The following is a 26476-nucleotide window of genomic DNA, read 5'->3' as shown; positions in this document are numbered from 1 at the left end:
TCAGACGAGGACGACGCCCTCGGCGACTCCGATTGCTCGCAGGTCGCGGTACCAACGTTCGACGGGGTGTTCCTTGGTGTAGCCGTGGCCGCCGAGCAGCTGGACGCCGTCGAGGCCGAACTGCATGCCCTTGTCGGTGGCGAGCTTGCGGGCCAGGGCCGCCTCACGAGCGAACGACAGGCCCTGCTCGGCCCGCGACGCACCGCGCAGGGTGACCAGGCGCAGACCGTCGAGCTCGATCTTGATGTCGGCCACCATGAATGCCACCGCCTGCCGGTGGCTGATGGGCTCGCCGAACGCCTCGCGCTCGTTGACGTAGGGGACCACGTAGTCGAGCACGGCCTGACCGGTGCCCATCGCCAGAGCGGCCCAGCCCAGGCGGGACAGGCGCACGGCATCGGCGTACTGCTCGGCGCGGATGTCGGCGTCGTCGTCGCCGAGACGTGCCGATTCCGGCACCGCGACGTCCTCGAACAGGAGGCGGCCCAGCCCGGCGGCGCGCAGGCCCATGCCCGGATCGGCCTCGATGACGACGCCCTTGCTCTTCGCCTCGACGAGGAAGAGGGACGGCTTGCCGTCGAGTTCGGCTGCCACGACGAACAGTTCGGCGCTGCCCGCGGCCGGGACGAACGACTTCACGCCGTTGAGCCGGTAGCCGCTGGGGGAGCGGACCGCCTTGGTCTGCAGCGCGAAGGGATCGAACAGGGCGCGCGGCTCGGCGATGACGACGGACGCCTGGGGGACGTCGTCGCCGGCGAAGGCCGGCAGGTAGGTCTTCTGCTGGTCCTCGGTGCCCCACTGCGTCAGCGCCACGGCCACACCGCTCGGTGCGAGGATCGGCAGGGCCAGGCCCATGTCGCCGTGCGCGAGGGCCTCGGCGACCAGCACGTTGGTGACCACGCCGCGCTCGTCGGCGGCGCCGTCGAACGCCTCGGGCACGTTGACCATGGTGATGCCGAGTTCGGCTGCGCGCGCGAGCAGGTCGGCCGGGGCCGCGGCGGCCTCGTCGGCGTCGTGCGCGGCGGGCCGCAGGATCTCGGCGGCGAACTCGCGCACCGTCTCCGTGATCATCTGCTGATCGTCGGTGGGGGTGAGATCGAAGAAGTCGGCGTTCTTCGCGGTGGCGAGACGCTGCGGGCCGCTCGCGCCGCCCGACATCTTCTTGAAGGTGCGCGTGGCGGCACCCAGGGTCTTGAAGCCCGTCTTCGTGGACTGGTACGTGATCCGGTCGATCGTCTCGCGGATCTTGTACCGGTCGGCCAGTTCGGAGCCCGTGATCCGGGTGAGCACGCGCATGGCAGCGCCCATGGCGTCGCGTTTGATCGGATTGAGGCCGACGGCGGACGTGTCGCGAGGCGTGTGGCGGGCCACGCTGTCTTGCTTGCTCATGATCACCAGAAGTCTCTCGATGCGGCAGCGGACGGCTCCGATCTTACTTCTGAGTAAGGTCGGTGTCTACTGCGCGGTAAGTTCCGCGGGTTGACCCTCACACCGTGTGAGGTCGCAGGCTCGGCGCCATGACCGACACCACCAGGTTGATGTCCATCGGAGAGTTCTCGTCCCTGACCCGGATCAGCGTGCGGATGCTGCGGCACTACGACTCGCACGGAGTGCTGATCCCCGCCGTGGTCGACGAGGTCAGCGGTTACCGCCGATACCTCCCCGAGCAGACCGCCGATGCCGCGCGCATCCGGCGCCTGCGCGACGTCGGCTTCGGCGTGTCCGCCATCGGGGCGCTACTGGCGACGGCCGGAACTCCCGCCTACACGCAGGCCCTGCGACTGCAGCGCCGCGTGCTGGAGGAGGAGCTCGAACTCGGCCGCATGCGACTGAGAGCCCTGGACCGCATGCTCGACGAGATACCGGAGGACACGATCATGACCCGAATCGAACTGACCGAGATTCCGCAGGAGACCTACGTCTGCCTCCGCGGCACCGTCGCCGACTACTCGGCCGAAGGTGAACTGTGGCAACGCTTCATGCCCGCCCTGCAGAAGCAGGGCATCGTCCCGACCGGACCCGGCGGATGCATCGAACACGACGGCGAGTTCCGCGAGTCGGACGTCGACGAATCGGTGTTCCTGCCGGTGGCGCCGGGAACCACGGCCCGCGAACCGCTGACGGTTCACGAGTTCCCCGCACGCCGGGCCGTCGTCGCCACCGTGACCGGGCCGTACGCCGAATCGATCCCGCGGGCCCACGAGGCGATCGCCGAATTCCTCGCCGAACACGGCCTGTCCGCGGCCCGGGTCGACGACGACGTGGCCACCCACCACTTCAACGTCTATACGAACGACCCGAGCGTCACGAGCGAAGCCGACCTCGAGACCGCGGTGTACCTCCCGGTCCGCTGACGGACCCGGCCCCACGCGGCGCGCGGCGCGTGGGGCCGGCCTCTCACTTCAGCCGGCCGAGCACCTCGTCGTGCAGCGTGCCGTTGGTCGCGACCGCGCTGCCGCCGTGCGGGCCGTCCGCGCCCTCGAGGTTCGTGAACCGTCCACCGGCCTCGCGCACCAATACGTCGAGGGCGGCCAGATCCCACAGTGAGACCTCGGGTTCGAGCGCGATCTCGAGGGTGCCCTCGGCGAGCAGGCAGTAGGAGAAGAAGTCGCCGTAGGCGCGCACCCGCCACACGTCGTCGGTCAGGGCGACGAAACGATCACGGATGCCGCGCTCGTGCCAGCCGCTCAGGCTCGAGAAGCTCAGCGACGCCGATGCGAGATCGGTCACCTGCGACACCGAGATGCGTCGGGGCTCGGCGCCGTCGTGCGACACCCAGGCGCCGCCGCCCGCAGCCGCCCACCACCGACGGTTCAGTGCCGGGGCGCTGACCACGCCGACGACGGGCACACCGTCCTCGAGGAGCGAGATGAGGCTCGCCCAGACCGGCACACCGCGCACGAAGTTCTTCGTGCCGTCGATCGGATCGACGACCCACTGCCGTCCGCGGAAGACCGCGTCGCCACCGAACTCCTCGCCGAGCACCGCGTCGTCCGGTCGCTGCTCGCCGAGCGTCTCGCGGATGGTGCGCTCGACGGTGAGGTCGGCATCGGAGACCGGGCTCAGGTCCGGCTTGTCGTCCACCTTCAGGTCCAGCGCACCGAAACGGTCGCGGGTGATGGAGTCGGATGCGTCGGCGAGTCGGCGGGCGAGGTCCAGGTCGGCGGTGTAGTCGGTGGTCATGACGGAAACGCTAGCCGCCGTCGTTCCGGGCCGAGCAGCTTGCCGTCCACTCCGGGGTCGGCGATGCTCGACCCGGCTCGGGCCCTGCACGTGTCGATCGCCGCCCACGGCGGGCCGGTTCGTCGCTCCGGTAACCTGTTGAATCGTGCATCCCGATGTTTCCGCAGCCCTGACCGAGCTCGACACAACCCTCCGCACCGTGGAGTCGGTCCTCGACGTCGAGGAGCTGCGACGGCGCATCGACGAACTCGAGCACCAGGCCGCCGATCCCGAGCTGTGGAACGACCAGGAGCACGCCCAGAAGGTCACCAGCGAGCTGTCGCACGCACAGGGTGAGCTGCGCCGGGTCGAGGGTCTGCGTCAGCGACTCGAGGATCTGCCGGTTCTGTACGAACTCGCCGAGGGCGAGGAGGGTGAGGCCCGCACCGCCGCCATGGCCGACGCCGATGCCGAACGCGAGAGCCTGCGCGCCGACATCGAGGCGATGGAGGTACGCACGCTGCTGTCCGGCGAGTACGACCAGCGCGACGCACTCGTCAACATCCGCGCGGGTGCCGGTGGCGTCGACGCCGCCGACTGGGCCGAGATGCTCATGCGCATGTACATCCGCTGGGCCGACAAGCACGGCTACGGCGTCGAGGTCTACGACACCTCCTACGCAGAAGAGGCCGGCATCAAGTCCGCCACCTTCGCGGTCAAGGCGCCCTACACCTACGGCACCCTGTCGGTCGAGATGGGCACGCACCGGCTCGTCCGCATCAGCCCCTTCGACAACCAGGGCCGCCGCCAGACCTCCTTCGCCGAGGTCGAGGTGCTGCCCGTCGTCGAGACCACCGACCACATCGATGTCGACGAGAACGACGTCCGCGTCGACGTCTACCGTTCGTCCGGCCCGGGTGGCCAGTCGGTCAACACCACCGACTCCGCCGTGCGTCTGACGCACATCCCGACCGGCATCGTCGTCACCTGTCAGAACGAGAAGTCGCAGCTGCAGAACAAGGTCGCGGCCATGCGCGTCCTGCAGGCCAAGCTCCTCGAGCGCAAGCGCCAGGAGGAGCGCGCCGAGATGGATGCGCTCAAGGGCGACGGCGGCAGCTCGTGGGGCAACCAGATGCGCTCGTACGTGCTGCACCCCTACCAGATGGTCAAGGACCTTCGCACCGAGTACGAGGTCAACAACCCCTCGGCGGTGCTCGACGGCGACATCGACGGATTCCTCGAATCGGGCATCCGCTGGCGTATGCGGGAAGAGCAGAAGTCGTGATCGGAAACAGGAGAGGGGCCTGTGCCGTTTCTTCCCGGAGCTAGACTGCTCGACTGGTTGTCGACGAGCGGGCTGCTGATCGCGCTCACGATCCTGGGCGCGGTTCTCATCGCCCGGTTCGTCTCCTGGCTCGGCAGCCGCATCACGCGGCGCATCGACGATCGCTACACCCAGTCCGACGACCTCGTGCGGTCCGAGGCGACGAAGCATCGCCACTCGGTCGCCCAGGTGGTCACGTGGATGGCCATCTCGTTCGTGTACATCGTCGCGACCCTGAAGGTGTTCGACTATCTCCAGCTGCCCATCGGCAGCCTGGTTGCGCCGGCGACCGTGCTCGGCGCGGCACTCGGCTTCGGTGCCCAGCGCATCGTGCAGGACATCCTCGCGGGGTTCTTCATCATCACCGAACGGCAGTACGGCTTCGGCGACACCGTGCAGATCTCCGTGACCGGTGCGTCCGAGGACGCGATCGGCACCGTCGAGGACGTCACATTGCGCGTCACCCGGGTTCGCAGCACGGCAGGTGAGGTCATCACCGTCCCCAACGGGCAGATCAACAAGGCCGTCAATCTGTCGAAGGACTGGGCGCGCGCCGTGGTGGACGTGCCGATCCCGGTGAGCGCCGACATCGCCGACGTCACCGAGATCCTGCGCGAACTGGGTGTCGCCGCATACAAGGAACCCCGCCTGCGGGAGCTGCTGCTCGACGAGCCGAGCGTGATGGGTGTCGAGAGCCTCGAGGTGGATCAGCTCAGCGTCCGCATGGTCGCGCGCACGCTGCCCGGCAAGCAGTTCCAGGTGGGCCGTCTGCTGCGTGCGCGGATCGCGCGAGCGCTGCGTGAACAGGGCATCACCGTCACGCCCCAGCTCGACACCGCCAGCGTGGTCGATCGAGTGGAGGCACAGTGACACCGGGTGGAGGGACGTCGGGTGGAGGCGCGGCCACCGAGCCGGAGGAGACGCACCGCAGGCGCATCCCGTCGCACCTGCTGGGTGGACGGATCAGGACCACGACCTTCGCGTTGTGCACCCTGTGGCTCGCGCTGTGGGTGACCTACCTGTTCCTCAACCAGCCCGAGGACACCCCCGAGGCACCGTCGACCGCCGTGCTCATCTCCGAGACCCCGTACGTGCCGTACGTGCCGCCGGCGACCACGGCCCCGCAGGAGGAGTACGTGCCGGAGACCACCGACACGCCCTATCCGCCGACGACCTCGTCGCTCTACCCGCCCACGACGGCGACCGACGGCCCGGGTTCGGAACAGGGGGTCGTGCCGCAGCAGGACGTGCCGACCACGGAGATTCCCACCACGACGAACAGGCAGTTCCCGTTCGATCTGCCGCGGACCCCCGGGTTGAACGACCAGCAGAATCCGACGGTCACCGAGGACACCGACGCCCCGCCGTCGTAGAGCGCCGACGAGCCGGTGCCGTAGGTCACCGTCCGGTAACGGTTAGCATGTCCACGTGATCCGGCTGGAGAATGTGTCCAAGTCCTACAAGACGTCCACGCGCCCCGCACTCGAAGGGGTCTCGGTGCACGTCGAGAAGGGCGAGTTCGTCTTTCTCATCGGTCCCTCCGGATCGGGGAAGTCGACCTTCCTCCGGTTGCTCCTGCGCGAGGAGAAGCCCACCACCGGCGACATCCATGTGGCGGATTTCCATGTCAACCGACTGCCGGCGCGTCGTGTGCCGAAGCTGCGCCAGAATCTCGGGTGCGTCTTCCAGGACTTCCGGTTGCTCCAGCGCAAGACCGTCGCCGAGAACATCTCGTTCGCTCTCGAGGTGATCGGCAAGCCGCGCGGGGTGATCGAACGGACGGTGCCGGAGGTGCTCGACCTGGTGGGACTGTCCGGCAAGGCCGACCGGCTGCCCGCCGAACTGTCCGGCGGCGAACAGCAGCGCGTCGCGATCGCGCGCGCGTTCGTCAACCGGCCGCTCGTGCTGATGGCCGACGAACCGACCGGCAACCTCGACCCCGAGACCAGCCAGGACATCATGCTGCTGCTCGAACGCATCAACCGCACGGGCACGACGGTGCTCATGGCGACCCACGACCACCACATCGTCGACTCGATGCGGCGGCGGGTCGTCGAACTCGATCTCGGACGCGTCGTGCGCGACGAGGCACGCGGCGTCTACGGCGTCGGCCGGTAGATCCCGTCACCCGAGCATCCCCACCAGGCAACCGAAGGATTCCCACCCGATGCGTGCCAGCTTCCTGTTCAGCGAGGTCACCACCGGCCTGCGCCGCAACCTCACCATGACCATCGCGATGATCCTCACCACGGCGATCTCCCTCGCGCTGTTCGGTGCGGGTCTGCTCGTGGTCCAGATGGCGGGCAAGACGGAACGGATCTTCCTCGACCGCGTCGAGGTGCAGGTGTTCCTGACCGAGGACATCTCCTCGCTCGATCCGGAGTGCGAGCAGGACCTCTGCTCCGCCCTGCGCAGCGACCTCGAGGGCACCGACGACGTGGTGTCGGTCCAGTACCTGAGCCGCGACGACGCCGTCGCCGACGCCACCGACCGCGTCTTCGCCGATCAGCCCGAACTCGCCGAACTCGTGAGCGCCGACAGCTTCCCGGCCTCCTTCAAGATCAAGATGTCCGATCCGGATCGCTTCGCGGCGATCCAGGACGACTTCGGCACCAGACCCGGCGTCGACAGCGTGCTCAACCAGCAGGATCTCGTCGAGCGCCTGTTCGGTGTGCTCGGCGGTATCCGCAACGGCGCGTTCGCCATCGCCACGATCCAGGCGATCGCGGCCGTGCTCCTGATCGCCAACATGGTGCAGATCGCCGCCTTCACCCGCCGCACCGAGGTCGGCATCATGCGGCTGGTCGGCGCGACCCGCTGGTACACGCAGCTGCCCTTCCTCCTCGAAGCGGTGATCGCCGCGATCGTGGGTGCCGCGCTCGCCATCGGTGGTCTGTTCGTCGCCAAGAGCATGTTCGTCGACGACATGCTCACCGAGGTCTACGACGCGAACATCGTCGCCCGCATCACCGACAGCGACATCCTTCTGGTCTCGCCGTTCCTGGTGCTCGTGGGTGTGGGAATGGCCGCTCTCACCTCGTATGTGACCTTGCGTCTGTACGTGCGTGAATAAGGTGTTGTGCGAGGTTCCTATGCTGGACGGTGTTCTGTTCGATCGATCGTGGACCGGAAAGGCCTGCACGTGAAGGAAAAGGGCCGGAAGGTCATCGCGACCAACCGGAAGGCGCGCCACAACTACACCATCCTCGACACCTACGAGGCGGGTATCGCCCTCGTCGGTACCGAGGTCAAGAGCCTGCGGGAGGGCAAGGCCTCCCTGGTCGACGCGTTCGCGACCGTCGACGACGGCGAGGTGTGGCTGCGGGGTCTGCACATTCCGGAATACGGGCACGGCACGTGGACCAACCACGCTCCGCGCCGCACCCGCAAGCTGCTGCTGCACCGTCGGGAGATCGACGCGCTCGTCGGCAAGACCCGTGAGGGCAACCAGACCCTCGTGCCGCTGTCGATGTACTTCTCCGACGGCAAGGTCAAGGTCGAACTCGCGCTCGCCAAGGGCAAGCAGGACTACGACAAGCGTCAGGATCTCGCACGCCGGACCGCCGAACGTGAGGTGACCCGCGAGCTCGGCCGGCGGGTGAAGGGCATGAGCCGCTGATCGCGGTCGCGCTCGCGCTGCTCGCGGCAGTCGGTTACGGCCTCAGCGATTTCGCGGGAGGCGCCGCTTCCCGGCGCGCGAGCGCACTCGGCGTCGTCGCCGTCACCTACCCGGTCTCGCTCGTCGTGTCCCTGATCGCCGCGTCGATCGCCGGCGGCGACCTCACCGCGGCCTCCCTCGCGTGGGGTGCCGCGGCGGGTGTGGCCGGCGGCATCGCCGTCTGGTGGTTCTATCTCGCACTGGCGAACGGGCCGATGTCGGTCGTCTCACCGGTCACCGCCGTCGTCGTGGCAGGTATCCCTGTGCTCGTCGGGATCGCGACGGGGGACCGGCCCGGTCTGCTCGCCTATCTCGGCATCGTCGTCGCGGTGATCGCGGTGGGGTTGGTCAGCCGCGAATCCGACGAGACCGTCACCGGTGTGGGACACCCGCGCTTCACCTCGAGGATCGCGTGGTGGACGGTCGGATCGGGCATCGCCTTCGCGTTGTCGTTCATCGGCCTCGGTCAGGTCGGGACCGGCACCGGACTGTGGCCGCTCGCCGCCTCCCGCGCGACCGCCACCCTCGTGGTCTGGCTGGTGATCGCCTTCTCGTGGCGCACCGTGGTGTGGCCGATCCGGTCGCTCCTGCCGATCCTGATCGGGATCGGCGTGATCGACGTGATCGCGAACGGTGCACTGCTGTTCGCCTACCAGCACGGACTGCTCTCCCTGGTGAGCGTGATCGCGGCGCTGTATCCGGCGGTGACGGTGCTACTCGCCGTCATCGTGCTCGGAGAGCGCGTGAGCCGGGTGAAACTGCTCGGCCTGCTCGCAGCCGGACTGGCCGTCGCACTCGTCAGCCTGCCCGGCTGATCCGGGGTGGGGTGGGAAGAATACGAATCCTGGAGGCGCTGGACCCGGCATCGTGGAAAGCGCGTCACCGGACGGAGCGCTACGGGTGACACCCGGCGACGCCGGACTCGGGTCACCCCGACCCGGTTCCGTTGCCGGTGAGCGGCGGTGTGAGTAGGCTCATGACCCGGCAACGAATCGTTTTCGAAAATGGGAATGACATCGGGCCTTCGGGTCGTTACAGTAGGTAGTCCTGCGAAGGTCGCAGGCGCGTACGGGGCTGAACGGTTTCGACTGCGTACGTTGAGCAAGGGGAAGCGTGTCGGTGCAGGCAAGAGACCACCGTAAGCGTCGCTGCAACCAATTAAGCGCCGAGTCCACTCAGCGCGAGTACGCCCTCGCTGCCTAAGCGAGCGCGTCTCTGTCAGCCCGGGTTTGCTCTCGACCCGGATCCTGGCATCGACTAGAGAGCTCTACCGTACGGCTCGGTCGCGGAGACGTGCGGGACAACAAACAGCGACTGGGATCGTCATCTCGTCTTGTTCGCGAGAACGGGAGATCCGAGTAGAGACATAGCGAACTGCACACGGAGAAGCCCTCGCGAGGCGGCGGAGGACCCGGGTTCGATTCCCGGCAGCTCCACCATCGACCCGGGTAGGTGATCGACCATCGATCACCTACCCGGGTTTCTTGTTGTCCGGGTGAGCCTGATCGGCAGCCTCGGGAAACGGCAGTGCCCGCCGTCGAGACTCAGAGGGTGAGTGTTCTCGACGACGGGCACGGTCGCTGTCGGTCCCGGAGACGTCGGAGACGGCGCCGAAACAGCGAGAGCGAAACGAAGAAATGTCCTCCCCGGCATCGTCTTCATTTCGTTCACCGGAGTTAGCCCACCTAATTGTGAACGCCAATACTACTTTCGGGTCAGAAACTTTGGTCCCATGGCCGTGATGACCTTTTCGTCAGTATCCGTACCGACGCGCGGATCGGGGTACTCATCCCGCGCGTGCCGCGGATCGGCGGCAAGATGAGAACACCACCATCGACGAGGAGAGCACATGGCGCACGAACGAGCGGGGCAGCCGGCCACCGCGGCGGATCTCGAAGATCTCGCACACCTTGTCACCGCCTACTACACCGTGCAACCGGATCCCGAGAACGCCTCGCAGCAGGTGGCTTTCGGCACATCCGGCCATCGCGGCTCGAGCCTCGACGGTGCGTTCAACGAAGCCCACATCCTCGCGACCACCCAGGCCATCGTCGAATACCGCGCCCAGCAGGGCACTTCGGGCCCACTGTTCCTCGGCCGCGACACGCACGCCCTGTCCGAACCGGCGTGGGCGAGCGCGCTCGAAGTGCTCGTCGCGAACGGCGTCGAGGTGGTCGTCGACTCCCGCGACCGCTACACCCCGACCCCTGCCGTCAGTCACGCGATCCTGCAGCACAATTCCGGCTCGGGTGCCCGTGCCGACGGCATCGTCGTCACCCCCTCGCACAATCCTCCGCGCGACGGTGGCTTCAAGTACAACCCGCCGTCGGGTGGGCCGGCCGACAGCGACGCGACGTCGGTCATCGCCGCCCGCGCCAACGAACTGCTCACCGCCGGGCTCGACGGGGTGAAGCGGGTGCCGCTCTCCTCGGCCCTCGCGTCCGCCGGACGACACGACTTCCTCGCCGCCTACATCGACGATCTGCCCAACATCGTCGATCTCGACGTCATCCGCGCCGCCGGGATACGGATCGGCGCCGACCCGATGGGCGGTGCGAGCGTCGACTACTGGGGCGCGATCGCCGAACGGCACGCCCTCGACCTCACCGTCGTCAATCCGCTCGTCGACGCCACCTGGCGGTTCATGACGCTCGACACCGACGGGAAGATCCGCATGGACTGCTCGTCGCCGAACGCCATGGCGTCCCTGATCCGCAACCGCGAGGCCTACGACCTCGCGACCGGCAACGACGCCGACGCCGACCGGCACGGCATCGTCACCCCCGACGCCGGTCTGCTCAACCCGAACCACTATCTCGCCGTCGCGATCGACTACCTGTTCCGGAACCGCCCCGGATGGGCGGAGTCGAGCAAGGTGGGCAAGACACTCGTGAGTTCGTCGATGATCGACCGGGTCGCCGCCGGCCTCGGCCGCGACCTGCTCGAGGTGCCGGTGGGCTTCAAGTGGTTCGTCCCCGGCCTGAGCGACGGTTCGCTGGGCTTCGGCGGTGAGGAGAGCGCCGGTGCGTCCTTCCTGCGGCGCGACGGCTCGGTGTGGACCACCGACAAGGACGGCATCGTCCTCGCCCTGCTCGCGGCGGAGATCACCGCGGTGACGGAGAAGAGCCCGTCCCGCTACTATGCCGAACTCGTCGATCGGTACGGCGACCCCGCTTACGCGCGCGTGGACGCCCCGGCGACGCGCGAGCAGAAGGCGGTGCTGTCGAAACTGTCGTCCGAGCAGGTCGGCGCCACCGAGCTCGCCGGCGAACCGATCACCGCGACGCTCACTGCGGCACCCGGCAACGGTGCCGCGATCGGTGGCCTGAAGGTCACCACCGAGAACGCGTGGTTCGCCGCCCGCCCGTCCGGCACCGAGGACGTCTACAAGATCTACGCCGAATCGTTCCGCGGCCCCGACCATCTCGCCGAGGTCCAGCAAGCGGCACGCGAACTCGTCTCGTCCGTCCTGTCCTGAGCCCGCTCGCCCACCGCGCGACCGGGCGAGGTCGTGCGCCTCGCTAACATCGTGGGCATCATGCGGACACGTGATGCGGCTTTGCCGCGGGAAATCTGGGTTCTGGTCGTCGCGAGTTTCGTGATCGCGCTCGGCTTCGGTCTCGTCGCTCCCGCGCTGCCCCAATTCGCGCGCAGCTTCGACGTCGGTGTGACGGCGGCGACGGTCGTCGTGTCGTCGTTCGCGGCGATGCGGCTGCTCTTCGCGCCGGCGAGCGGGTCGCTGGTGCAGAAGCTGGGGGAGCGGCCCGTCTACATCACGGGTCTGCTCATCGTCGCCCTGTCGACGGGCGCGTGCGCATTCGCGGCGAGCTACTGGCAGCTGCTCGTCTTCCGAGCGCTCGGCGGCATCGGGTCGACGATGTTCACGGTGTCGGCGCTCGGCCTGCTCGTGCGGATCGCGCCCCCCGATGCCCGGGGGCGTGTGTCCGGTCTGTACGCGACCAGCTTCCTCATGGGCAACATCCTCGGCCCGCTCTTCGGCGGTGCTCTGATCGGACTGGGGCTGCGCGCACCTTTCCTCATCTACGCCGTGGCGCTGCTCGTCGCGGCCTCGGTCGTGGGGGTCAGCCTGCGCTCGTCGGAGCTCGCCCGTCCCGACAGCGGGGACGGCGTGCCCGTCATGCGCCTGCGCGACGCGTTACGCTCGCCGGTCTACCGCGCGGCGCTGGGATCGAACTTCGCCAACGGCTGGGTGGTGTTCGGGGTCCGCGTCGCGATGGTGCCGCTGTTCGTCGTCGAAGCCCTCGACGAGGGTGAGGCGTTCGCAGGGGTCGCGCTGACCGCCTTCGCGGTGGGCAACGCACTCGTCCTCATCAAGTCGGGCAAGCTGTCCGACCGGTTCGGGCGGCGCCCCTTCGTCCTGGCCGGTCTGGTGGTGTGCGGGGTCAGCACGATCGCCATGGGATTCACCGAGAGCGTCGTCTGGTTCCTCATCACCTCGTTCGTGGCGGGTATGGGGTCCGGGCTGTCGAATCCCTCGCAGCAGGCCGCCGTCGCCGACGTCGTGGGCAGCAAGGCCCGGGGCGGGCCGGTGCTCGCGACCTTCCAGATGGTCGCCGATGTCGGCGCGGTGATCGGTCCGGTCGCCGCAGGCTTCCTCGCGGACCGGTTGTCCTACTCGACGGCCTTCGCGGTCACGGGTGTGATCATGCTAGCGGCGACGCTGCCGTGGTTCGTCGTCGGACGCCCCCGGGTCGTCGAGCAGGCGACACAGGTGACCGACGACACGGCGCGGTGAGACGACCGCCCGGTATTGTCGCCGGCATGTGGGTCGGTCTCGTCTCCACGCTCGCCCGATACGGTCTGGCGGCGGTGTGGCTCGTCTCCGGTTGGGTGAAGTTCTCGGATCCGACGCAGACCGTCGTGGCGGTACGGGCGTACCAGATTTTGCCCACCGGCTGGGTGCGGCCGTTCGCCGCCGCCTTCCCCGTTCTCGAACTGGCCCTGGGCCTGGTCCTGCTCGTCGGTCTCGCGACGCGCTTCGCAGCGCTCGTCAGCGCCTTGGGGCTGGTCGCGCTCGTCGTCGCGATCGCCTCGGCGTGGGCGCGCGGCCTGTCGATCGATTGCGGCTGCTTCGGGGGAGGAGGTGTGGTCGAGGGCGTCGACGGCCGCGACTACGCCATCGAGATCGCCCGGGATGTCGGCTTTCTGGCGATGTCGATGTGGCTGATCGTCCGACCGCGCACCTGGTTCGCGCTCGGTCCGGGTTCGCGGATGTCCCTCTCAGCGGCCACTCAGCCGTCGATGGCAGAGTGAGATCGTCCTTCCCCACCGACGAGCAGTAGAGGGCAGAATCCGTGAGCGCGAAGAAGGTCCCATCCGGCAAGTACACACCGGAGCCGACATCGAACAGGTTCACCTACATTCTCGGCGGCATCGCCATCCTGGTGATCGGTGTGCTCGTCGTCGGCGGTGTGCTGTGGTCCTCGGGTGGCAGCGGTCCCCGCAACGACGACTACGGCTCCGTGCAGAACGCCGCGGTGGAGGTGTCGATCGAGGACGACGGTGCGATCCTGCTGGGCCGCCCCGACGCCCCGCGGACCGTCGACCTGTTCGAGGACCCGATGTGCCCGTACTGCGCCGAACTCGAACACAAGCATTCGCAGGAGCTCGCCCAGGCGATCGACGACGGCCAATTGGCGATCCGGTACCGGATGCTCGCTTTCCTCGACCGGGCGTCGAGCAGCGGCGACTACTCGACCCGCGCGGTGGCGGCGGCGCAGTGCGTCGCCGAGAGCGGCGATGCCCGCGCGTTCTCCGCATTCCACGACGCCCTGCTGTCGCCCGACAACCAACCGGCCGAGGGTGGCGACGGTGACATCGACAACGCGGGTCTCGCGCAGATGGCGCGCGACGCGGGTGCCTCCGAGGACGTCGCGCAGTGCATCACCGACGGCGCCCGGATCGATCAGGCCTCGGCCGACGCGGAGGCGGGACGCCGTCTGCTCGCGACGACCGGAGCGGCCGGCACGCCGGCTGTCGTGTACGAGGGGACCGTTATCGACGCCCTCGGCGACGAGAACTGGGTGACCGAACTCGTCGGATAGACGGAGCGGTGGCGGGAGCTGCGCACGGTGCGTGCTCCCGCCACAGTCACGCTGTCTACCAGCCGATTTGTTGGCGTCGAGCGCGATGGTGTAGTTTTCTTTCAGCGCGAAGGGGTCAACCGGAGCGCGACGGTACAACCGAATACGGGGCTATGGCGCAGCTGGTAGCGCACCACACTGGCAGTGTGGGGGTCAGGGGTTCGAGTCCCCTTAGCTCCACAAGATCGCTACAGGCGAGAGTTCACGCTCTCGCCTGTAGTCTTCGGTGGCGGTCCCCGTCAGGGCCGTGCAAGGGGCTATGGCGCAGCTGGTAGCGCACCACACTGGCAGTGTGGGGGTCAGGGGTTCGAGTCCCCTTAGCTCCACCATAGGTGAACCCCCAGGTCAGAGACTTGGGGGTTCACTGTTGCTACTGGACGCTCAATCTGGACGTGGCGCTGAGCAGGGGAAATCCTGGTTGTGAGGGTTCTAGTTCCCCTAAAGTGTCTTCGTTGCTCCTGGTGTTGATTAGGTCGGGAGGACTCGGCTGCCTTCAGGCCAGCTGGCTGTCGGTTGTCAGGGCCGGGTTCGTCCGTGGGTTGTCGCGAGTTCGGACGCCGCGTTCGCGCAGTCGGGTCAGGACTGTGGTCGGGTTGACGGCGATGTGTCGGGCTACCTTGGCCAGGGACCAGCCTCGGCTGTAGAGGTCGATCGCGTGGTCGGCTTGTTCGGTTGAACAGGGCGTCCATATTGCCGGCTACCGCGTAGTCGGGGTGCAGGACGGGTCCGACCTCTAGCAGCGCTGGCGACTGCGCGTGTCAGAACACGCCGAGGTCGAATTTGGATGCGTAGCTGTCCGGGTAGGTGACCGTGAGCTGTACCAGATCCGGGGTCCGGCGAACGATCGTGACCGAGCATTACCGTGCCCACTGATCAACAGATCGCGGTGTCCGCGAGCAGCTGTTGTAGGTCGGGGAGTGGTTGAGCGCAGATCGCACGTGCTTCCTCATCGGGAACTCCGACGAAACGCAGTAGATCCTCGGTGATTCGGTCGCTGGCGGCCGCGTCGTCGCGGTCGGGCTGGTCGTGCAGCAGTTGACCGAGGAACACGACGGCTCCGGACACCACAACGAGCGTGAGGTCGAGGTCGGGGATCGAGAAGCGGCCGGCTTCGATGCCGCTGGCGAGGTCGCGGCGGGCGCGTGCGGCAAGTCCGCGATCCGATGACATCTGGCCGGGTGCTGCCGAGAGTACGACCTTGCTCATCTTTGGTGCGAGTCGATGCAGGCGTCCGGTCAACCGGACGGATTGCGCGAAGATTTCTGCCGGATCGGTCAGGTGGTCGGTCAGCGCATCGAGTACATCGCCGAGCGCCTCTAGCGCGTTGTCGACCGCTGCTTCGAACAGCTGTTCCTTCGTTTCGAAGTGATTGTAGAAGGAACCCATCCCGACGTCGGCGAGCTGCGTGATCTGCAGGACGGGCACGTTCTGATTCCCTGCCGCGAGCAGTGATTGGGCAGCGCTGATGAGCGCTGTCCGAGTTCTCAGCTTGCGGCGTTCGAGCCGATTCTGGGGAACGGTCACTCGGTCGATCATACCTGCGTGGTGTCAGTAATGACGATTCTGTCAATTGTCTTGACTGACGTGCTGTTCGTAGGTGACGATATCGTCATCAGTGAAGGTTGGTGACGATGGCCGACCATCACGGCACGCGCTGCGATCTCGCATGGGGTCCGGCGTCCCTTCCGTCTTTCGCAACACCACACGAAAGCTGTGACATGACCACTCTCGCCGTTGACAAATTTGACTCGGTCGGCGCGTGTTTCCTCGCTCAGGCCGGGAGGGCGCCGCATGCACCGGCGTTCCGTGCGCCCAATGAGACGGATACGGGCTGGCTGACCTTGACGTGGTCGGAGACTGCTCGGCGTGCCACGGACCTCGCCGCAGGTTTGCTTGCCTTGGGTGTGCTCGCGGAAGACCGGGTTGCCATTGCCGGCTCGACCCGTCTGGAATGGATCCTTGCCGATCTCGCCATTGCGCTGGCCGGCGCGGCGACCACCACTGTGTACCCGAGTACGAACGCCGAAGGTGTCGGCTACATCCTGGCGGACGCCGGCGCTGTCGTCGTCTTCGCCGAGGATCGTGATCAGCTGGCAAAGATTCGAGCCTCCGAAACCGCGGTGCGCCATGTTGTGCTGTTCGACGGCGACGCCGACGCTGCCGATGATTCGGTCCTCACGCTTGCGCAACTGGCGCTGCTCGGCCGCAGGCATCTTCGAGAAGACGCGGATGCTGTTGTCAAGTCCGTGCGGGCGGTCGGTCGCGATCAACTCGCGACGATCATCTACACCTCGGGCACCACGGGACGACCCAAAGGGGTGGAGCTGACCCATGCCAACTGGCTCTACTTGGGCGCGGCGGTGGCGAGTGAGGACGTTGTCCGGCCCGACCACGTGCAGTTTCTGTGGCTGCCGTTGTCCCATGTCTTCGGCAAGTTGCTGCTCGCCGCCCAGTACGAAACGGGGTTCGTTACGGCGGTGGACGGCCGGATAGACCGGATCGTCGACAACCTGCCGATCATCCGGCCGACCTTCATGGCCGCTGCACCGCGCGTTTTCGAGAAGATTCACGCCCGGGTCGTCAGCATGGTCACTGCCCAGGGGGGCATGCGGAAAGCCCTTTTCGACTGGGCTATCGCGGTCGGGGTCGACGCTGTTCGCCGACGCTCGGCCGGTCGGGCCACGGTGCTGCAACGGATGCAACTCTTCGTTGCTGACCGGCTCGTTTTCGCGCGGATCCGGCGAGGTTTCGGCGGACGGATCGAGTACCTCGTCTCCGGTAGTGCAGCATTGTCGCCGCAGATCGCCGAGTGGTTCGCGGCCATCGGCCTGGCGATCAACGAGGGATACGGCCTCACCGAGACCACGGGCGCCGCATTCGTGAACCGGCCGGGCGATATTCGTATCGGCACCGTCGGACAGCCCTTCCCGGGAACCGAGGTCCGCATCGCCGATGACGGAGAGATCATGCTGCGGGGGCCCGGGATCATGCGCGGCTACCACGGTCTACCAGAGCAAACTGCCGAGGTCATCGACGCCGACGGGTGGTTCGCCACCGGTGATATCGGTGAGGTCGATGCCGACGGGTTCCTGAAGATCACCGATCGTAAGAAGGATCTGGTCAAGACCAGCGGTGGAAAGTTCATCGCACCGGCCCTGATCGAATCGGCGGTAGTGGCCACCTGCCCACTGGTGTCGCAGGCAGTTGTGGTCGCCGACGGACGAAACTTCGTGAGCATTCTGCTGACCATCGACCCCGAAGTGCGCGGTGACCTGCCGGACGATGCAGTGTCGACAGCAGTCGAGCAGGCAATCACCGAGGTCAACTGCAGGCTCAACCGCTGGGAAACGATCAAACAGTACCGGATACTGCCACGCGATCTGACCGTGGAATCCGGCGAACTCACCCCGAGCCTCAAGGTGAAACGCGCCGTTGTGCTCCGCAATTACGCCGAGACGATCGAGGGTATCTACAGCGACCAGGCGGGCGCACTCCGATGAACGGTCGTCATGACGCTCATGCGGGTCTGCACAGCGCTGAGGGCGCCCGGCCGGGTGAACACCTGGGACGGGCAGTGAACCCGGTGGTGAAGGTCGTGGATCTGGCCTGGCTGGAGTTCGAAAAACCCGACCTTCGCCGGGCCGAGGCGTTCGCCCATGCGTTCGGGTTCGCGACCGCGTCCCGGACCGAGGCCGAGTTGCAGCTCCGTGGAACCGAACCTGGTTCACCATGCATTCGGGTACGCCGCGCTCCCCGCTCCCGATTCCTCGGTCCGGCATTTCGCGCCGCCGAAAGGTCGGATCTGAAGCGACTCGGCGACGCAGTGGGGTCGCGAGTTGTGGCGCTACCCGAATCGATCGGTGGGATGGCGGTTACGCTCGTCGACCCGAGCGGGCTTCGCGTCAGAGTTGTCTGCGACACCCGTGAACTCGATGCGTTACCGGCACCCCCTCCGTTGAGCCTCAACTTCGGGGAACGCCTGACTCGGATCAACAGCACGCAGCGTTCCCCGCGAGCGCCGGCGCGTATTCAGCGTCTGGGGCACGTAGTCGTCCAGACGACACGGTATCGGCAGACGCTCGATTGGTACCTGCAGTACCTAGGCTTGATCGTCAGCGATTTCCTGTTTTTCCCGGGGCAGCGGGATCGTGGCCCGGTCATGAGTTTCATCCGATGCGATCAGGGGTCGATCCCGGTCGATCACCATACGCTCGCGCTGACCCTCGGTCCCTCGAATCGATACGTCCACTCGGCTTTTCAGGTGGCCGACCTGGACACACTCGCTGCGGGCGGTGAATATCTCCAGGATCACGGATATCGCCGGTCATGGGGTATCGGGCGGCATATTCAAGGGAGCCAGATCTTCGATTACTGGCGCGATCCCGACGGCTTCCTGGTCGAGCATTTCAGCGACGGTGACATGTTCGACAACACCCTCGAGCCAGGTTGGGCTCCCATGACGGCCTCCGGCCTGTCTCAATGGGGTCCACCGGCGACGCGAGATTTCCTGGGGATATCGCCCGGCCCGGAATCGCTGCGTGAGCTGCTTTCGATATTTCGCGCAGTCGGTGGGAACGACAACGAATTCGACCTTCGCCGGTTATTCGGCCTGATGAAAGTAGCCCGTACATGACTGTGACTGTTCTTCGCACCGCCGATGCCTGGTGGGTGCAAACACCCGCAGGAGCGGCCCGGATCGATACGGATGCGACAACCACCGCCGAACTTCTCGCTGTCCGGCCCGCGATCAACGCCGCGTGCCGCAACAGCGAAGTTGTTCCCATCAGCGAACTCGCGCCGCAATTGGTTCCGGTCAGTGAACTCGCGCTGGTGTCGCCGGTGACCGCTCCGTGCCGGGTTGTGGCGCAGATGACGAATTTCGCGTCGCATGTCAAGGATTCGGGAGGCGATCCGGAGTCGGTTCCGCTCACGTTCTTCCGCAAGACATCCGGTTCGGTGAGTGGGCCTTATGACGATGTGATTCGCCCCGAGCATGTGCGATTGCTCGACTACGAGGTCGAGATCGGGCTCGTCTTCGGCCGGGCGATGCCGGTCGGATCGCACATCGACGCAGCGAATCTGGCCGACTACATCGCCGGCCTGGTTGTCACGAACGACATCTCCGCACGCGATGTGCAACTCCCCAAAACCCAGTTCTACGAGGGAAAGTCATATCCGACTTTCACTCCGGTCGGTCCGGCGCTGGTGCTCATGGACGCCGACGAGTTGAAGCGATTCGACGAACTGAGGCTGCGACTGTGGGTCAACGGCGATATCCGCCAGGATATGACGGTGACCGACATGATTTACAAGCCGGTCGAGACTCTGCGAAGCCTGACTCGGTTCCAGCGTATGGATGCCGGGGATCTGTTGCTGACCGGGACGCCGATCGGCACTGCGCTCAGTGCACCACCCAAGCCCGTGGAGATGATCGGGTCGCTGCTGCCGCCGAAGCTGAAATGGAAGATATTCTTCGACCGCCAGGCCAAGAATCCGAAGTACCTCCAACCCGGGGACCTCATCGAAGTATTTATCGGCACCGACGACGGAGCCATCGACCTCGGTACCCAGCGCACCACCGTGCGAGGCGCGCGCTGAGATGAGCACTGCCGCAGTTCCGGTCGTGGTCGTCGGCGCGGGGCCCAGCGGGTTGACGGCCGCGACCCTGCTCGCGCAGTACGGTATCGAAACGGTTGTCTTGGAACGCTGGAACGGCGTCTATCCGCAACCCCGCGCGGTGCATCTCGACGGTGAGGTCCGCCGGATACTGACCCGGTTGCGGGTGGGCACCGCATTCGATGCCATCTCCCGGCCCGCGCTCGGGCTGCGCTTGATCGACGGAGCCGGGCGTCATGTACTGGCGCAGTTCGATCGTGACCCCAACCCGGGCCGCAACGGGCATCCCGAGGCCAATCTGTTCGATCAACCGGAGCTGGAAGCGATACTGCGCGAAAATGCCGGTCACCGCTCCGAGGTCACTATCCGTGGCGAGGTGGAGGTCATCGGATCTGTCGATGAAATTGATTGTGTCCGTGTCGATTACATCGACCGCCGGACCGGTGCTCGGAATTCGATCCGCGGCCGGTACCTGCTCGGCTGCGACGGTGCGAACAGTATCGTGCGCACATCGATGGGCGTCGGCATGCGAGACTTCGGTTTCCGGCAACGCTGGCTGGTCGTGGATGTGGCCACCAGCGCCGAACTGGCACAGTGGGACGGTATACACCAGGTCAGCGACCCGAACCGGGCCGCCACCTTCATGCGTATCGGGGAACAGCGATATCGCTGGGAATTTCAGCTGCTGCCGAACGAATCCGCCTCCGACTATCAGAAGATGGAGGATCTGCTGCCGTTGATCCGGCCCTGGACCGAGTCGGTCGCGCTCGCCGATTTCGAGCTGCTTCGGGTGGCCGAGTACACCTTTTGTGCACGGGTCGCCCAGCAGTGGCGCTCCCGGCGCACCTTTCTGCTGGGCGACGCGGCGCACCTGACACCACCCTTCATCGGCCAGGGTATGGGCGCCGGACTCCGAGATGCCGCGAACTTGAGCTGGAAGCTGGCCGCGGTACTCAGTGGCGAGCTCGGCGACGACGCCCTCGACAGCTACGAAATCGAACGAAAGCCGCACGCGCAGGCGATGATTCGGATCGCGATGCTGCTCGGCGCATCGATGACCGCCGGTGGTGAGATCGGTAGCCGAGCTCGCCGGGTCTTCGCACCGTATGTGCACCGCATGCCCGGGTTCGACCGGCGTTTCATAAATGGCGAGACCCCCGCGCTCCACCACAGCAGCCTGGTGACCAAGACTGCGCGCTTCACCAGCCTCGCTGGACGACTCGTTCCGAATCCACCACTACCGGACGGCCGGCGACTTGACGACCTCATCACGGGCCGGTTCGCCCTCATCACCTCGCGGACACCGACCGCGGCCCAGCGCGCGATGGTGGAGGACCGCGCTGCGGTCCTGATCATCACCAACGCAGGGGAGGAACTCCATCGTTGGCTGCGCCAGGGGCGCGCCCGCGCTGCGCTGATCCGCCCCGACGGCACCGTTCAGTGCGCCGGCCGTGACCTGTCACGTCTGTGCGACGCGGTTGTCCGCCTGCCGGTATCGGACACCTGTTGCAAAGTGGTCTATCGCGACCGCTGTAGTTGGTCGGACGGTGCCCACGATGCGGCCGAAGCAGGGGGAATCCGGTAACGGTTTCCCCTCACCTCCCGGCCGGTCGGCCGGGAGGTGTTCGAGGTCGGCGCAACCCGATCCGCACCTACGTCACGCCCGCTCTCCAGCTCGGATCGACCCGTCCACACACGAACCTCGCATCGTATCCGGTCGTCGAGGCTGCCGGCCGCGCGGCGACGGGCGGTGCAGATCCGGCTCCGGCGCTGCTGATGCCGGAAGATCCACGTCTCATCGATCGCCTGAGGTTGGCCGTGAAATCCATGGCACATGGGTGTGCGCACCATATAGTGACGAATTCGTCATATCTACTTGACTGAGACTTGCGTCGAATGTGACGATATCATCATCAATGTCTCGGTGGTACGGCGATGGGAGTCCATCACTGAACCGACCGCCCTCCCCCGACCGATCGGACAGCTGTACGAGTTCGCTCGCCGCAGTCGGCCGATAGACCCCCGAGCGGCAACCGATCCGGTGGGAGCGGAACTCGAAGGGATCGACCATGCCCGATACCGCTGTCCATTCCCGGCGCCCGCCAGCGTCCGTGCCTGCGAGTGCGGCCCGCGAAACCCGTTCTCGCGCCAGTTGTCTCGGCTATATCGCGGTGGGTACCGCCACGCTTCTCGCCCTTGTCGCGATCGTCCTGCCCACCTATGTGGCGAAGAGTCTGGTGAAATTCCCGGACCGGATCCATCAGGTCACCCGCGCGACCGGGACGGGAGACGTGCTGGACTTCAGGCAACTGCTGGAGGGAACGGTGCACATCGACCATGAGGTTCCCGTACAGCTGACCACCCTGGTCAACAGCGTCGTTCCGACGGACTCGAACTTGGTCACACTATGCGCCTCCTTCGAAGTTACCCGGCGCGATCGCACCGACACATCGAGACTGCTCGACGCGTCGGTCGATCAGGTGGCCGTCAGCAGAACCACTGGCATGCCTCAGCGTCGACCAGCCATGACCATGTTCGAACTCGATCAGAAGCCGCTCGAAACTGTCCGCCACGGCCTGCAATACAAGTTTCCCTTCGGCACGGCGAAGCGTGATCATCCATACTTCGACGCGATCTCGCAGCGTGAGACCACCATGGCCTACGTCGATGACTCCACTGTCCGAAACGGTCTACGCCTGTTGCACTTCCGTGCTGACATCCCAGTTGTCGATCTCAGCGGATTGCTCCCGATGCGTGGGCGGGTGGATCTCCCTGCCAGGCTCCTGGGCGGTAAGGGCGGCGATGAACTGGTCGGAGTCTCGTTGTACTATTCGGCAACGCGTGACTACTGGGTCGAGCCGACCACCGGCGCCGTCGTGATCATCAACGAGCACCAGCTGCGCTACCTCGCCACCACCGCCGATGCCCCCGACCGGATAACCGTTTTCGATGGCGACCTGAAATTCGACGATCAGACGATCGACCAGATGGCCACCCAGGTGGCCGCCGCTCGCAAACAGATCACAGCGCTGCGCGTTATCGGCCCGAGTATCGCTGCTCTCGGGTCCGTTGCCGCGTTGATCATCGGCATCAGGCGACTGCGCTCCGCTCGGTACCGCCGCTCCATGTCGGCCGGAACTGTCGGTGGAACAACGTAACAAGTGATCCAGCATCCAGCTCGTTATCGGCGAGGTGGTGACGCGGTTTCCGGTGGCTCGGTTGACACGCGAGCCTGACGGCAGGGCGGTGCGCTCGGATGTGGGAGCTGGGCTTCCCGCGGGACACCACGCACAGCCTTTCGTGCGAGGCCGGGAGAATGGTGGGATGGCAGGTGGGGTCGAAGCTCAGTTGAGTGCGTTGCTCGGACCGTTGCGGCGAGCGGTGCTGCGACGGACGCGGGTGCTGGAGGGATTGCCCGATTTGCCGGAGGCGCAGATCGAACTGCTGAGATTGCTGGTGTCGCAGGATGGTCTGGCGCCGGGGCGGGCGGCGTTCGAGCTCAAGGTGGCGCAGTCGACGGTGAGCAATCTGGTGCGGACGATGGCGGATCTGGTGGATCGGGTGCCGTCGTCCGAGGACGGGCGCGGGGTGGTGCTTGTCGCGACGGCGCGGGCCAAGGAACTGCTGGCCAGGTACGACCGGGCCAGTGCGTCGATGCTACGGGACTCGCTGGCGAAACTGTCACCAGAGGATCAGCAAGTCCTGGAATCCGCGGTTCCGGCCTTGCGGCGATTGCTGTCCGTGCTGGACGAATAAGTCGCGCACTCTTCCCTCTGTGAGGCCGGTCACCTACAGTGGTTTTGTTCCAAAAGTATTTTACTGCGGGAGCGTTGCGTTGCGGAACCCGAGATCCTTCCGTCGACTGCTGGTGGCAGCCGCAGTCCTCATGAGTGCCAGTGCGGCAGTGGTGGTTCCGCCCGCCGCGGCGGCACCCGACGACACGGTAGTCACTGTCACGGGCGGACCCATCAGCGGTCGGCACGCCAATGGGATTGTCGAATACCTCGGTGTTCCGTTTGCCGCACCCACCTCGGGTGAAAACCGTTTCGCACCACCACAACCGGTCGCTCCGTGGACGGGTGTACCTGCGACCCACGCGCATGGGCCGCAGTGCCCGCAGGCGTCTCCGGCGCCGTTCGGGCTGGCGGTGCAAGAATCGAGCGAGGACTGCCTGAGTATCGATATCTATGTGCCGGAGAACTCTGCGGGCGCGGTTCTTCCGGTGATGGTGTGGATTTACGGTGGCGCCTTCGTACTCGGCTCCAACGCCCAGTACGACTCCCCCGACCGGCTGGTGCGTGAGGACAAGGTCATCGTGGCTATCCCCAATTACCGGGTCGGCCCGTTCGGTTTCCTTGCGCTACCCGAACTGGCCGACAGCACCGGCGGCATCACCGGGACCTACGGCACACTCGATCAACAGGCCGCGCTGCGCTGGATCCAGGAGAATGCGGCCGCGTTCGGTGGCGACCCCGGCAATGTCACCCTCTTCGGCGAATCGGCCGGCGGAATGAGTGTGTGCACGCAGCTCGCTTCGCCGCTGGCACGGGGCCTTTTCCACCGGGCGATCATCCAGAGCGGCTCATGCGCGCGCAGCCCGCTGTCACCTCCGGACTCCGAACTCGCCTTCCAGCGGTCGGCCGACTACGCGGCGAGCCTCGGTTGCCGCGATCCGCACACGCGACTGAACTGCCTGCGCGCTCTTCCGGTCGGGAAGCTGCTGGATTCGCCCAGCGCCGAACTGCATTCGATGGCGGTCGCCTGGAGCCCCGTACAGGACGGCGTCGTGTTGACCTCCGCTCCAGAACAGGCGCTCGCCGCCGGAGCCGCCCGCGACATGCCGCTCCTGGTAGGCAGCAACGCCGACGAAGGCGCCACTTTCATCGCCCTGCTCGACTACCTGAAAGGCATGATCCCCGATGAATCCGATTACCTGGCTTGGGCCCAGGAACTGTTCGGCGACAACGCGGGCCAGGTTTTGCGCCAATATCCGCCAGTCGATTTCTCCTCCGCGGTCAAGGCGAAGGCGAAGGTGCTCACCGACGGATTCTTCGCGTGCCCAGCACTGTTCACTACCGAGGCCGCGCGTGCCGGTGGGGCCGAGGTCTGGCAATACCGCTTCAACGAAGCGCCGCTCGGTCAGAACCCGGTGCTTCCCGGCGCCTTTCACGCGGCCGAACTTCCTTACGTGTTCACCGAGCTGCTCGGCATCCCGATCCCGCTTCCCCCGGCAGGCGACCAGCTCTCCCGCCGCATCCAGTAGAGCTGGGCACGTTTCGCCCACACCGGCGATCCGGTGACAGCGGACTTCGCCGACTGGCCGACCACCCCCGGCTCCACTCTCGAGATGAGCAGCTCTGGGATCAGCACCGCCGATTCCTTCGCCGCCGAGCATCATTGCGACCTGTGGTCGGGGATCAGCCGGATCGGTTAGGGCAGAATGACCTGATCATGGTTCACCACCAACGGCACTATCTCGCCACCACCGCCGATGCCCCGGCCCGGATAATCGTCGATGGCGGCGGCCGGCGGGCCCACGGTCGCGGTTCCGCGCCATCTGGAACCGCCGACGCAGCCAAACGGCTCGGAGCAATGGCTGGATGTCTCTACCTGCACTCCGCGGTCGACGGCTTCTGCCCGGCTCGCCTACACCGAAGCTATGCCGGACGAAAAAGGCTGTCACAACACGGGGATTGGACCGGACATGGGCTTTTCTCATGTGCAAGGCATCGCCCACCTCGAGCGGATCGTTGCGGCGGGGTTGCCGATGCGGGCCGACGTCGGCGCTCATGCAACCGAGTCTCCCACGCCACCACCACCTGCCTGATCCTGCGCGCCCGCGCGTGGTCTACTCGACAGCCGACGAGCTCGACCGAAAGCTGTCGAGGCGGGACTGTCTGAATAACGGTGGATCCGGGTTGGCCTGACACGCCGAGCAGCGAGCTTGGCGGGAAGGATCGACCATGACGGAAACACTGGAGCCCATGGCGGACGAGATGAACCAGCTGGAGTTGGCGCAGCAACTACTGGCCCAGGCCGAGGAACAAGGCGTCTAACTGATGGGCCCGAACGGACTGCTCGGGCAGTTGACGAAGACCGTGCTCGAAACCGCACTCGACGCTGAGGAACGAGCCGACGAGAGTGTCGACGCGGTCGAGGTTCAGCCCGGCGACGAATTCGTCAAACGGGTGCAGGGCATCAGCGAGGATCACCCCGTGTCAGACCTGAGTTCCACAAGTTGACGTCGTTTCTAGCCAATTCGTTAGGATCGCTGCAGGTCACGAGTTCGAGCATGTGGCGCGCGGGTCACTAATCGAGCGGAGTTTGGAGGAGGTGGATCTGTACGTGGTGCAGTCCAAGACCGCCTCCGGGGCCATCGGCGTGCAGATCTGGGAGAAGATCCGCGGTCGGCGCCAGATGATCGCGCACATCGGCTCGGCCCACACGCCCGGCGAGCTTGCGGCATTGATCGAGATTGCTAAGCAACGAATCAACGCTAACCAGCACGAACTCGATCTCGGGCTGGAGGATCGAGCCTCGGCGGTGGTCCGAGGTGAGATAGTTTTGAGCCACCCACCGGATGGCTCTCGGGCGTCAGAAGTTACCGTTGGA

General features: G+C 66.2%; 23 protein-coding genes, 2 tRNA genes, 1 other RNA gene and 2 pseudogenes. 25 read left to right on the top strand and 3 right to left on the bottom strand.

The genetic code is table 11. The features are described from left to right. Complete coding sequence (locus AC0LPE_RS16040) at positions 1–1395, bottom strand: acyl-CoA dehydrogenase family protein (protein WP_490604819.1); 1395 nt, start codon at positions 1393–1395, stop codon at positions 1–3. A gap of 122 nt (positions 1396–1517) precedes the next feature. Between AC0LPE_RS16040 and AC0LPE_RS16035 the strand changes: the two genes are divergently transcribed. After that, a complete protein-coding gene (locus AC0LPE_RS16035) occupies positions 1518–2354 on the top strand; it encodes a MerR family transcriptional regulator (RefSeq protein WP_160877608.1) in 837 nt (278 codons plus the stop codon). A 43-nt stretch (positions 2355–2397) separates the two neighbouring features. Here AC0LPE_RS16035 and hisN read toward each other — a convergent pair whose 3' ends face one another. Beyond that, complete coding sequence (gene hisN, locus AC0LPE_RS16030; protein WP_490604818.1) at positions 2398–3183, bottom strand: histidinol-phosphatase; 786 nt, start codon at positions 3181–3183, stop codon at positions 2398–2400. Positions 3184–3328: 145 nt separating this feature from the next. On the opposite strand from hisN, the gene prfB reads away from it, so the two are divergent. The 14 genes from prfB to AC0LPE_RS15960 all read left to right on the top strand — a co-directional run bounded on the left by prfB (position 3329) and on the right by AC0LPE_RS15960 (position 14577). Next, positions 3329–4447, top strand: a complete 1119-nt coding sequence (prfB, locus tag AC0LPE_RS16025; RefSeq protein ID WP_016693130.1) for a peptide chain release factor 2 — start codon at positions 3329–3331, stop codon at positions 4445–4447. 21 nt (positions 4448–4468) lie between these two features. Beyond that, complete coding sequence (locus tag AC0LPE_RS16020) at positions 4469–5356, top strand: mechanosensitive ion channel family protein (RefSeq protein ID WP_026061332.1); 888 nt, start codon at positions 4469–4471, stop codon at positions 5354–5356. Then, positions 5353–5859 (top strand): Rv3103c transmembrane domain-containing protein, encoded by a 507-nt coding sequence (locus AC0LPE_RS16015; protein WP_490604817.1) that lies wholly within the window; start codon positions 5353–5355, stop codon positions 5857–5859. Before AC0LPE_RS16020 ends, AC0LPE_RS16015 begins: the two co-directional genes overlap by 4 nt. A 55-nt stretch (positions 5860–5914) precedes the next feature. Next, positions 5915–6604: a cell division ATP-binding protein FtsE gene (ftsE, locus tag AC0LPE_RS16010; protein WP_006550350.1), complete on the top strand. Its 690-nt coding sequence runs from the start codon at positions 5915–5917 to the stop codon at positions 6602–6604. A 49-nt stretch (positions 6605–6653) separates the two neighbouring features. After that, positions 6654–7559 (top strand): permease-like cell division protein FtsX, encoded by a 906-nt coding sequence (gene ftsX, locus AC0LPE_RS16005; protein WP_016693133.1) that lies wholly within the window; start codon positions 6654–6656, stop codon positions 7557–7559. A gap of 69 nt (positions 7560–7628) precedes the next feature. Beyond that, a complete protein-coding gene (gene smpB / locus AC0LPE_RS16000) occupies positions 7629–8105 on the top strand; it encodes an SsrA-binding protein SmpB (protein ID WP_024101458.1) in 477 nt (158 codons plus the stop codon). Then, positions 8102–8959 carry an EamA family transporter gene (locus AC0LPE_RS15995; RefSeq protein ID WP_490606360.1) on the top strand — a complete coding sequence of 286 codons (858 nt, stop codon included), beginning with the start codon at positions 8102–8104 and terminating at the stop codon, positions 8957–8959. The genes smpB and AC0LPE_RS15995 overlap by 4 nt, the downstream gene beginning before the upstream one ends. 255 nt (positions 8960–9214) lie before the next feature. Beyond that, positions 9215–9583, top strand: a transfer-messenger RNA (tmRNA) gene (gene ssrA, locus AC0LPE_RS15990). Between the two features lie 410 nt (positions 9584–9993). After that, positions 9994–11622, top strand: coding sequence for a phosphoglucomutase (alpha-D-glucose-1,6-bisphosphate-dependent) (pgm, locus tag AC0LPE_RS15985; protein ID WP_490604816.1), 1629 nt, complete (start codon positions 9994–9996; stop codon positions 11620–11622). Positions 11623–11682: 60 nt separating this feature from the next. After that, positions 11683–12900 (top strand): MFS transporter, encoded by a 1218-nt coding sequence (locus AC0LPE_RS15980; protein WP_186455285.1) that lies wholly within the window; start codon positions 11683–11685, stop codon positions 12898–12900. Positions 12901–12926: 26 nt separating this feature from the next. After that, the gene (locus AC0LPE_RS15975; protein ID WP_490604815.1) at positions 12927–13418 is read left to right on the top strand and encodes a MauE/DoxX family redox-associated membrane protein; all 492 of its coding nucleotides are present in this window, start codon (positions 12927–12929) and stop codon (positions 13416–13418) included. Positions 13419–13459: 41 nt separating this feature from the next. After that, a complete protein-coding gene (locus AC0LPE_RS15970; RefSeq protein WP_490604814.1) occupies positions 13460–14209 on the top strand; it encodes a DsbA family protein in 750 nt (249 codons plus the stop codon). A 146-nt stretch (positions 14210–14355) separates the two neighbouring features. Then, positions 14356–14428: transfer RNA gene (locus tag AC0LPE_RS15965), tRNA-Ala, on the top strand. A 73-nt stretch (positions 14429–14501) separates the two neighbouring features. Then, a tRNA-Ala gene (locus AC0LPE_RS15960) sits at positions 14502–14577 on the top strand. 544 nt (positions 14578–15121) lie between these two features. On the opposite strand, the gene AC0LPE_RS15955 is transcribed toward AC0LPE_RS15960, so the two are convergent. Further along, the gene (locus AC0LPE_RS15955) at positions 15122–15784 is read right to left on the bottom strand and encodes a TetR/AcrR family transcriptional regulator (protein ID WP_106199274.1); all 663 of its coding nucleotides are present in this window, start codon (positions 15782–15784) and stop codon (positions 15122–15124) included. Positions 15785–15966: 182 nt separating this feature from the next. Here AC0LPE_RS15955 and AC0LPE_RS15950 point away from each other — a divergent pair, with 182 nt between their 5' ends. The 10 genes and pseudogenes from AC0LPE_RS15950 to AC0LPE_RS15905 form a co-directional block, all read left to right on the top strand. Beyond that, positions 15967–17748, top strand: coding sequence for an AMP-dependent synthetase/ligase (locus AC0LPE_RS15950; RefSeq protein ID WP_085468495.1), 1782 nt, complete (start codon positions 15967–15969; stop codon positions 17746–17748). Next, on the top strand, positions 17745–18881 hold the full coding sequence (locus AC0LPE_RS15945; RefSeq protein ID WP_059384783.1) for a VOC family protein: 1137 nt from the start codon (positions 17745–17747) through the stop codon (positions 18879–18881). Before AC0LPE_RS15950 ends, AC0LPE_RS15945 begins: the two co-directional genes overlap by 4 nt. After that, on the top strand, positions 18878–19846 hold the full coding sequence (locus AC0LPE_RS15940; protein ID WP_059384782.1) for a fumarylacetoacetate hydrolase family protein: 969 nt from the start codon (positions 18878–18880) through the stop codon (positions 19844–19846). The genes AC0LPE_RS15945 and AC0LPE_RS15940 overlap by 4 nt, the downstream gene beginning before the upstream one ends. Before the next feature lies 1 nt (position 19847). Further along, entirely contained in the window at positions 19848–21449 is a 1602-nt protein-coding gene (gene mhpA, locus AC0LPE_RS15935; RefSeq protein ID WP_160877594.1) for a bifunctional 3-(3-hydroxy-phenyl)propionate/3-hydroxycinnamic acid hydroxylase, read from the top strand. 484 nt (positions 21450–21933) lie between these two features. Continuing rightward, positions 21934–23022, top strand: coding sequence for a cell envelope lipid trafficking protein PgfA (pgfA, locus tag AC0LPE_RS15930; RefSeq protein WP_490604813.1), 1089 nt, complete (start codon positions 21934–21936; stop codon positions 23020–23022). Between the two features lie 166 nt (positions 23023–23188). Further along, positions 23189–23620, top strand: a complete 432-nt coding sequence (locus AC0LPE_RS15925) for a MarR family winged helix-turn-helix transcriptional regulator (RefSeq protein WP_059380711.1) — start codon at positions 23189–23191, stop codon at positions 23618–23620. 130 nt (positions 23621–23750) lie between these two features. Then, positions 23751–25127: a carboxylesterase/lipase family protein gene (locus AC0LPE_RS15920; protein WP_490604812.1), complete on the top strand. Its 1377-nt coding sequence runs from the start codon at positions 23751–23753 to the stop codon at positions 25125–25127. Positions 25128–25160: 33 nt separating this feature from the next. Further along, complete coding sequence (locus tag AC0LPE_RS15915; protein ID WP_490604811.1) at positions 25161–25298, top strand: hypothetical protein; 138 nt, start codon at positions 25161–25163, stop codon at positions 25296–25298. A 550-nt stretch (positions 25299–25848) separates the two neighbouring features. Then, a pseudogene (locus tag AC0LPE_RS15910) lies at positions 25849–25989 on the top strand (IS256 family transposase); the annotation flags it as partial. Between the two features lie 220 nt (positions 25990–26209). After that, a pseudogene (locus tag AC0LPE_RS15905) lies at positions 26210–26413 on the top strand (IS1634 family transposase); the annotation flags it as partial. Positions 26414–26476 lie beyond the last annotated feature (63 nt).

The sequence above is a fragment of the Rhodococcus sp. S3 genome (assembly GCF_058211795.1).
This window is presented reverse-complemented; position numbering and strand designations above follow the sequence as displayed.

Bases quoted from the DNA above. Each gene is read 5' to 3' on its own strand.
- AC0LPE_RS16035 (WP_160877608.1), top strand. From the start codon at position 1,518: ATGACCGACACCACCAGGTTGATGTCCATCGGAGAGTTCTCGTCCCTG.
- hisN (WP_490604818.1), bottom strand. From the start codon at position 3,183: ATGACCACCGACTACACCGCCGACCTGGACCTCGCCCGCCGACTCGCC.
- ftsX (WP_016693133.1), top strand. From the start codon at position 6,654: ATGCGTGCCAGCTTCCTGTTCAGCGAGGTCACCACCGGCCTGCGCCGC.
- pgm (WP_490604816.1), top strand. From the start codon at position 9,994: ATGGCGCACGAACGAGCGGGGCAGCCGGCCACCGCGGCGGATCTCGAA.
- AC0LPE_RS15980 (WP_186455285.1), top strand. From the start codon at position 11,683: ATGCGGACACGTGATGCGGCTTTGCCGCGGGAAATCTGGGTTCTGGTC.
- AC0LPE_RS15975 (WP_490604815.1), top strand. From the start codon at position 12,927: ATGTGGGTCGGTCTCGTCTCCACGCTCGCCCGATACGGTCTGGCGGCG.
- AC0LPE_RS15955 (WP_106199274.1), bottom strand. From the start codon at position 15,784: ATGATCGACCGAGTGACCGTTCCCCAGAATCGGCTCGAACGCCGCAAG.
- AC0LPE_RS15950 (WP_085468495.1), top strand. From the start codon at position 15,967: ATGACCACTCTCGCCGTTGACAAATTTGACTCGGTCGGCGCGTGTTTC.
- AC0LPE_RS15945 (WP_059384783.1), top strand. From the start codon at position 17,745: ATGAACGGTCGTCATGACGCTCATGCGGGTCTGCACAGCGCTGAGGGC.
- AC0LPE_RS15940 (WP_059384782.1), top strand. From the start codon at position 18,878: ATGACTGTGACTGTTCTTCGCACCGCCGATGCCTGGTGGGTGCAAACA.
- mhpA (WP_160877594.1), top strand. From the start codon at position 19,848: ATGAGCACTGCCGCAGTTCCGGTCGTGGTCGTCGGCGCGGGGCCCAGC.
- pgfA (WP_490604813.1), top strand. From the start codon at position 21,934: ATGCCCGATACCGCTGTCCATTCCCGGCGCCCGCCAGCGTCCGTGCCT.
- AC0LPE_RS15925 (WP_059380711.1), top strand. From the start codon at position 23,189: ATGGCAGGTGGGGTCGAAGCTCAGTTGAGTGCGTTGCTCGGACCGTTG.
- AC0LPE_RS15920 (WP_490604812.1), top strand. From the start codon at position 23,751: ATGAGTGCCAGTGCGGCAGTGGTGGTTCCGCCCGCCGCGGCGGCACCC.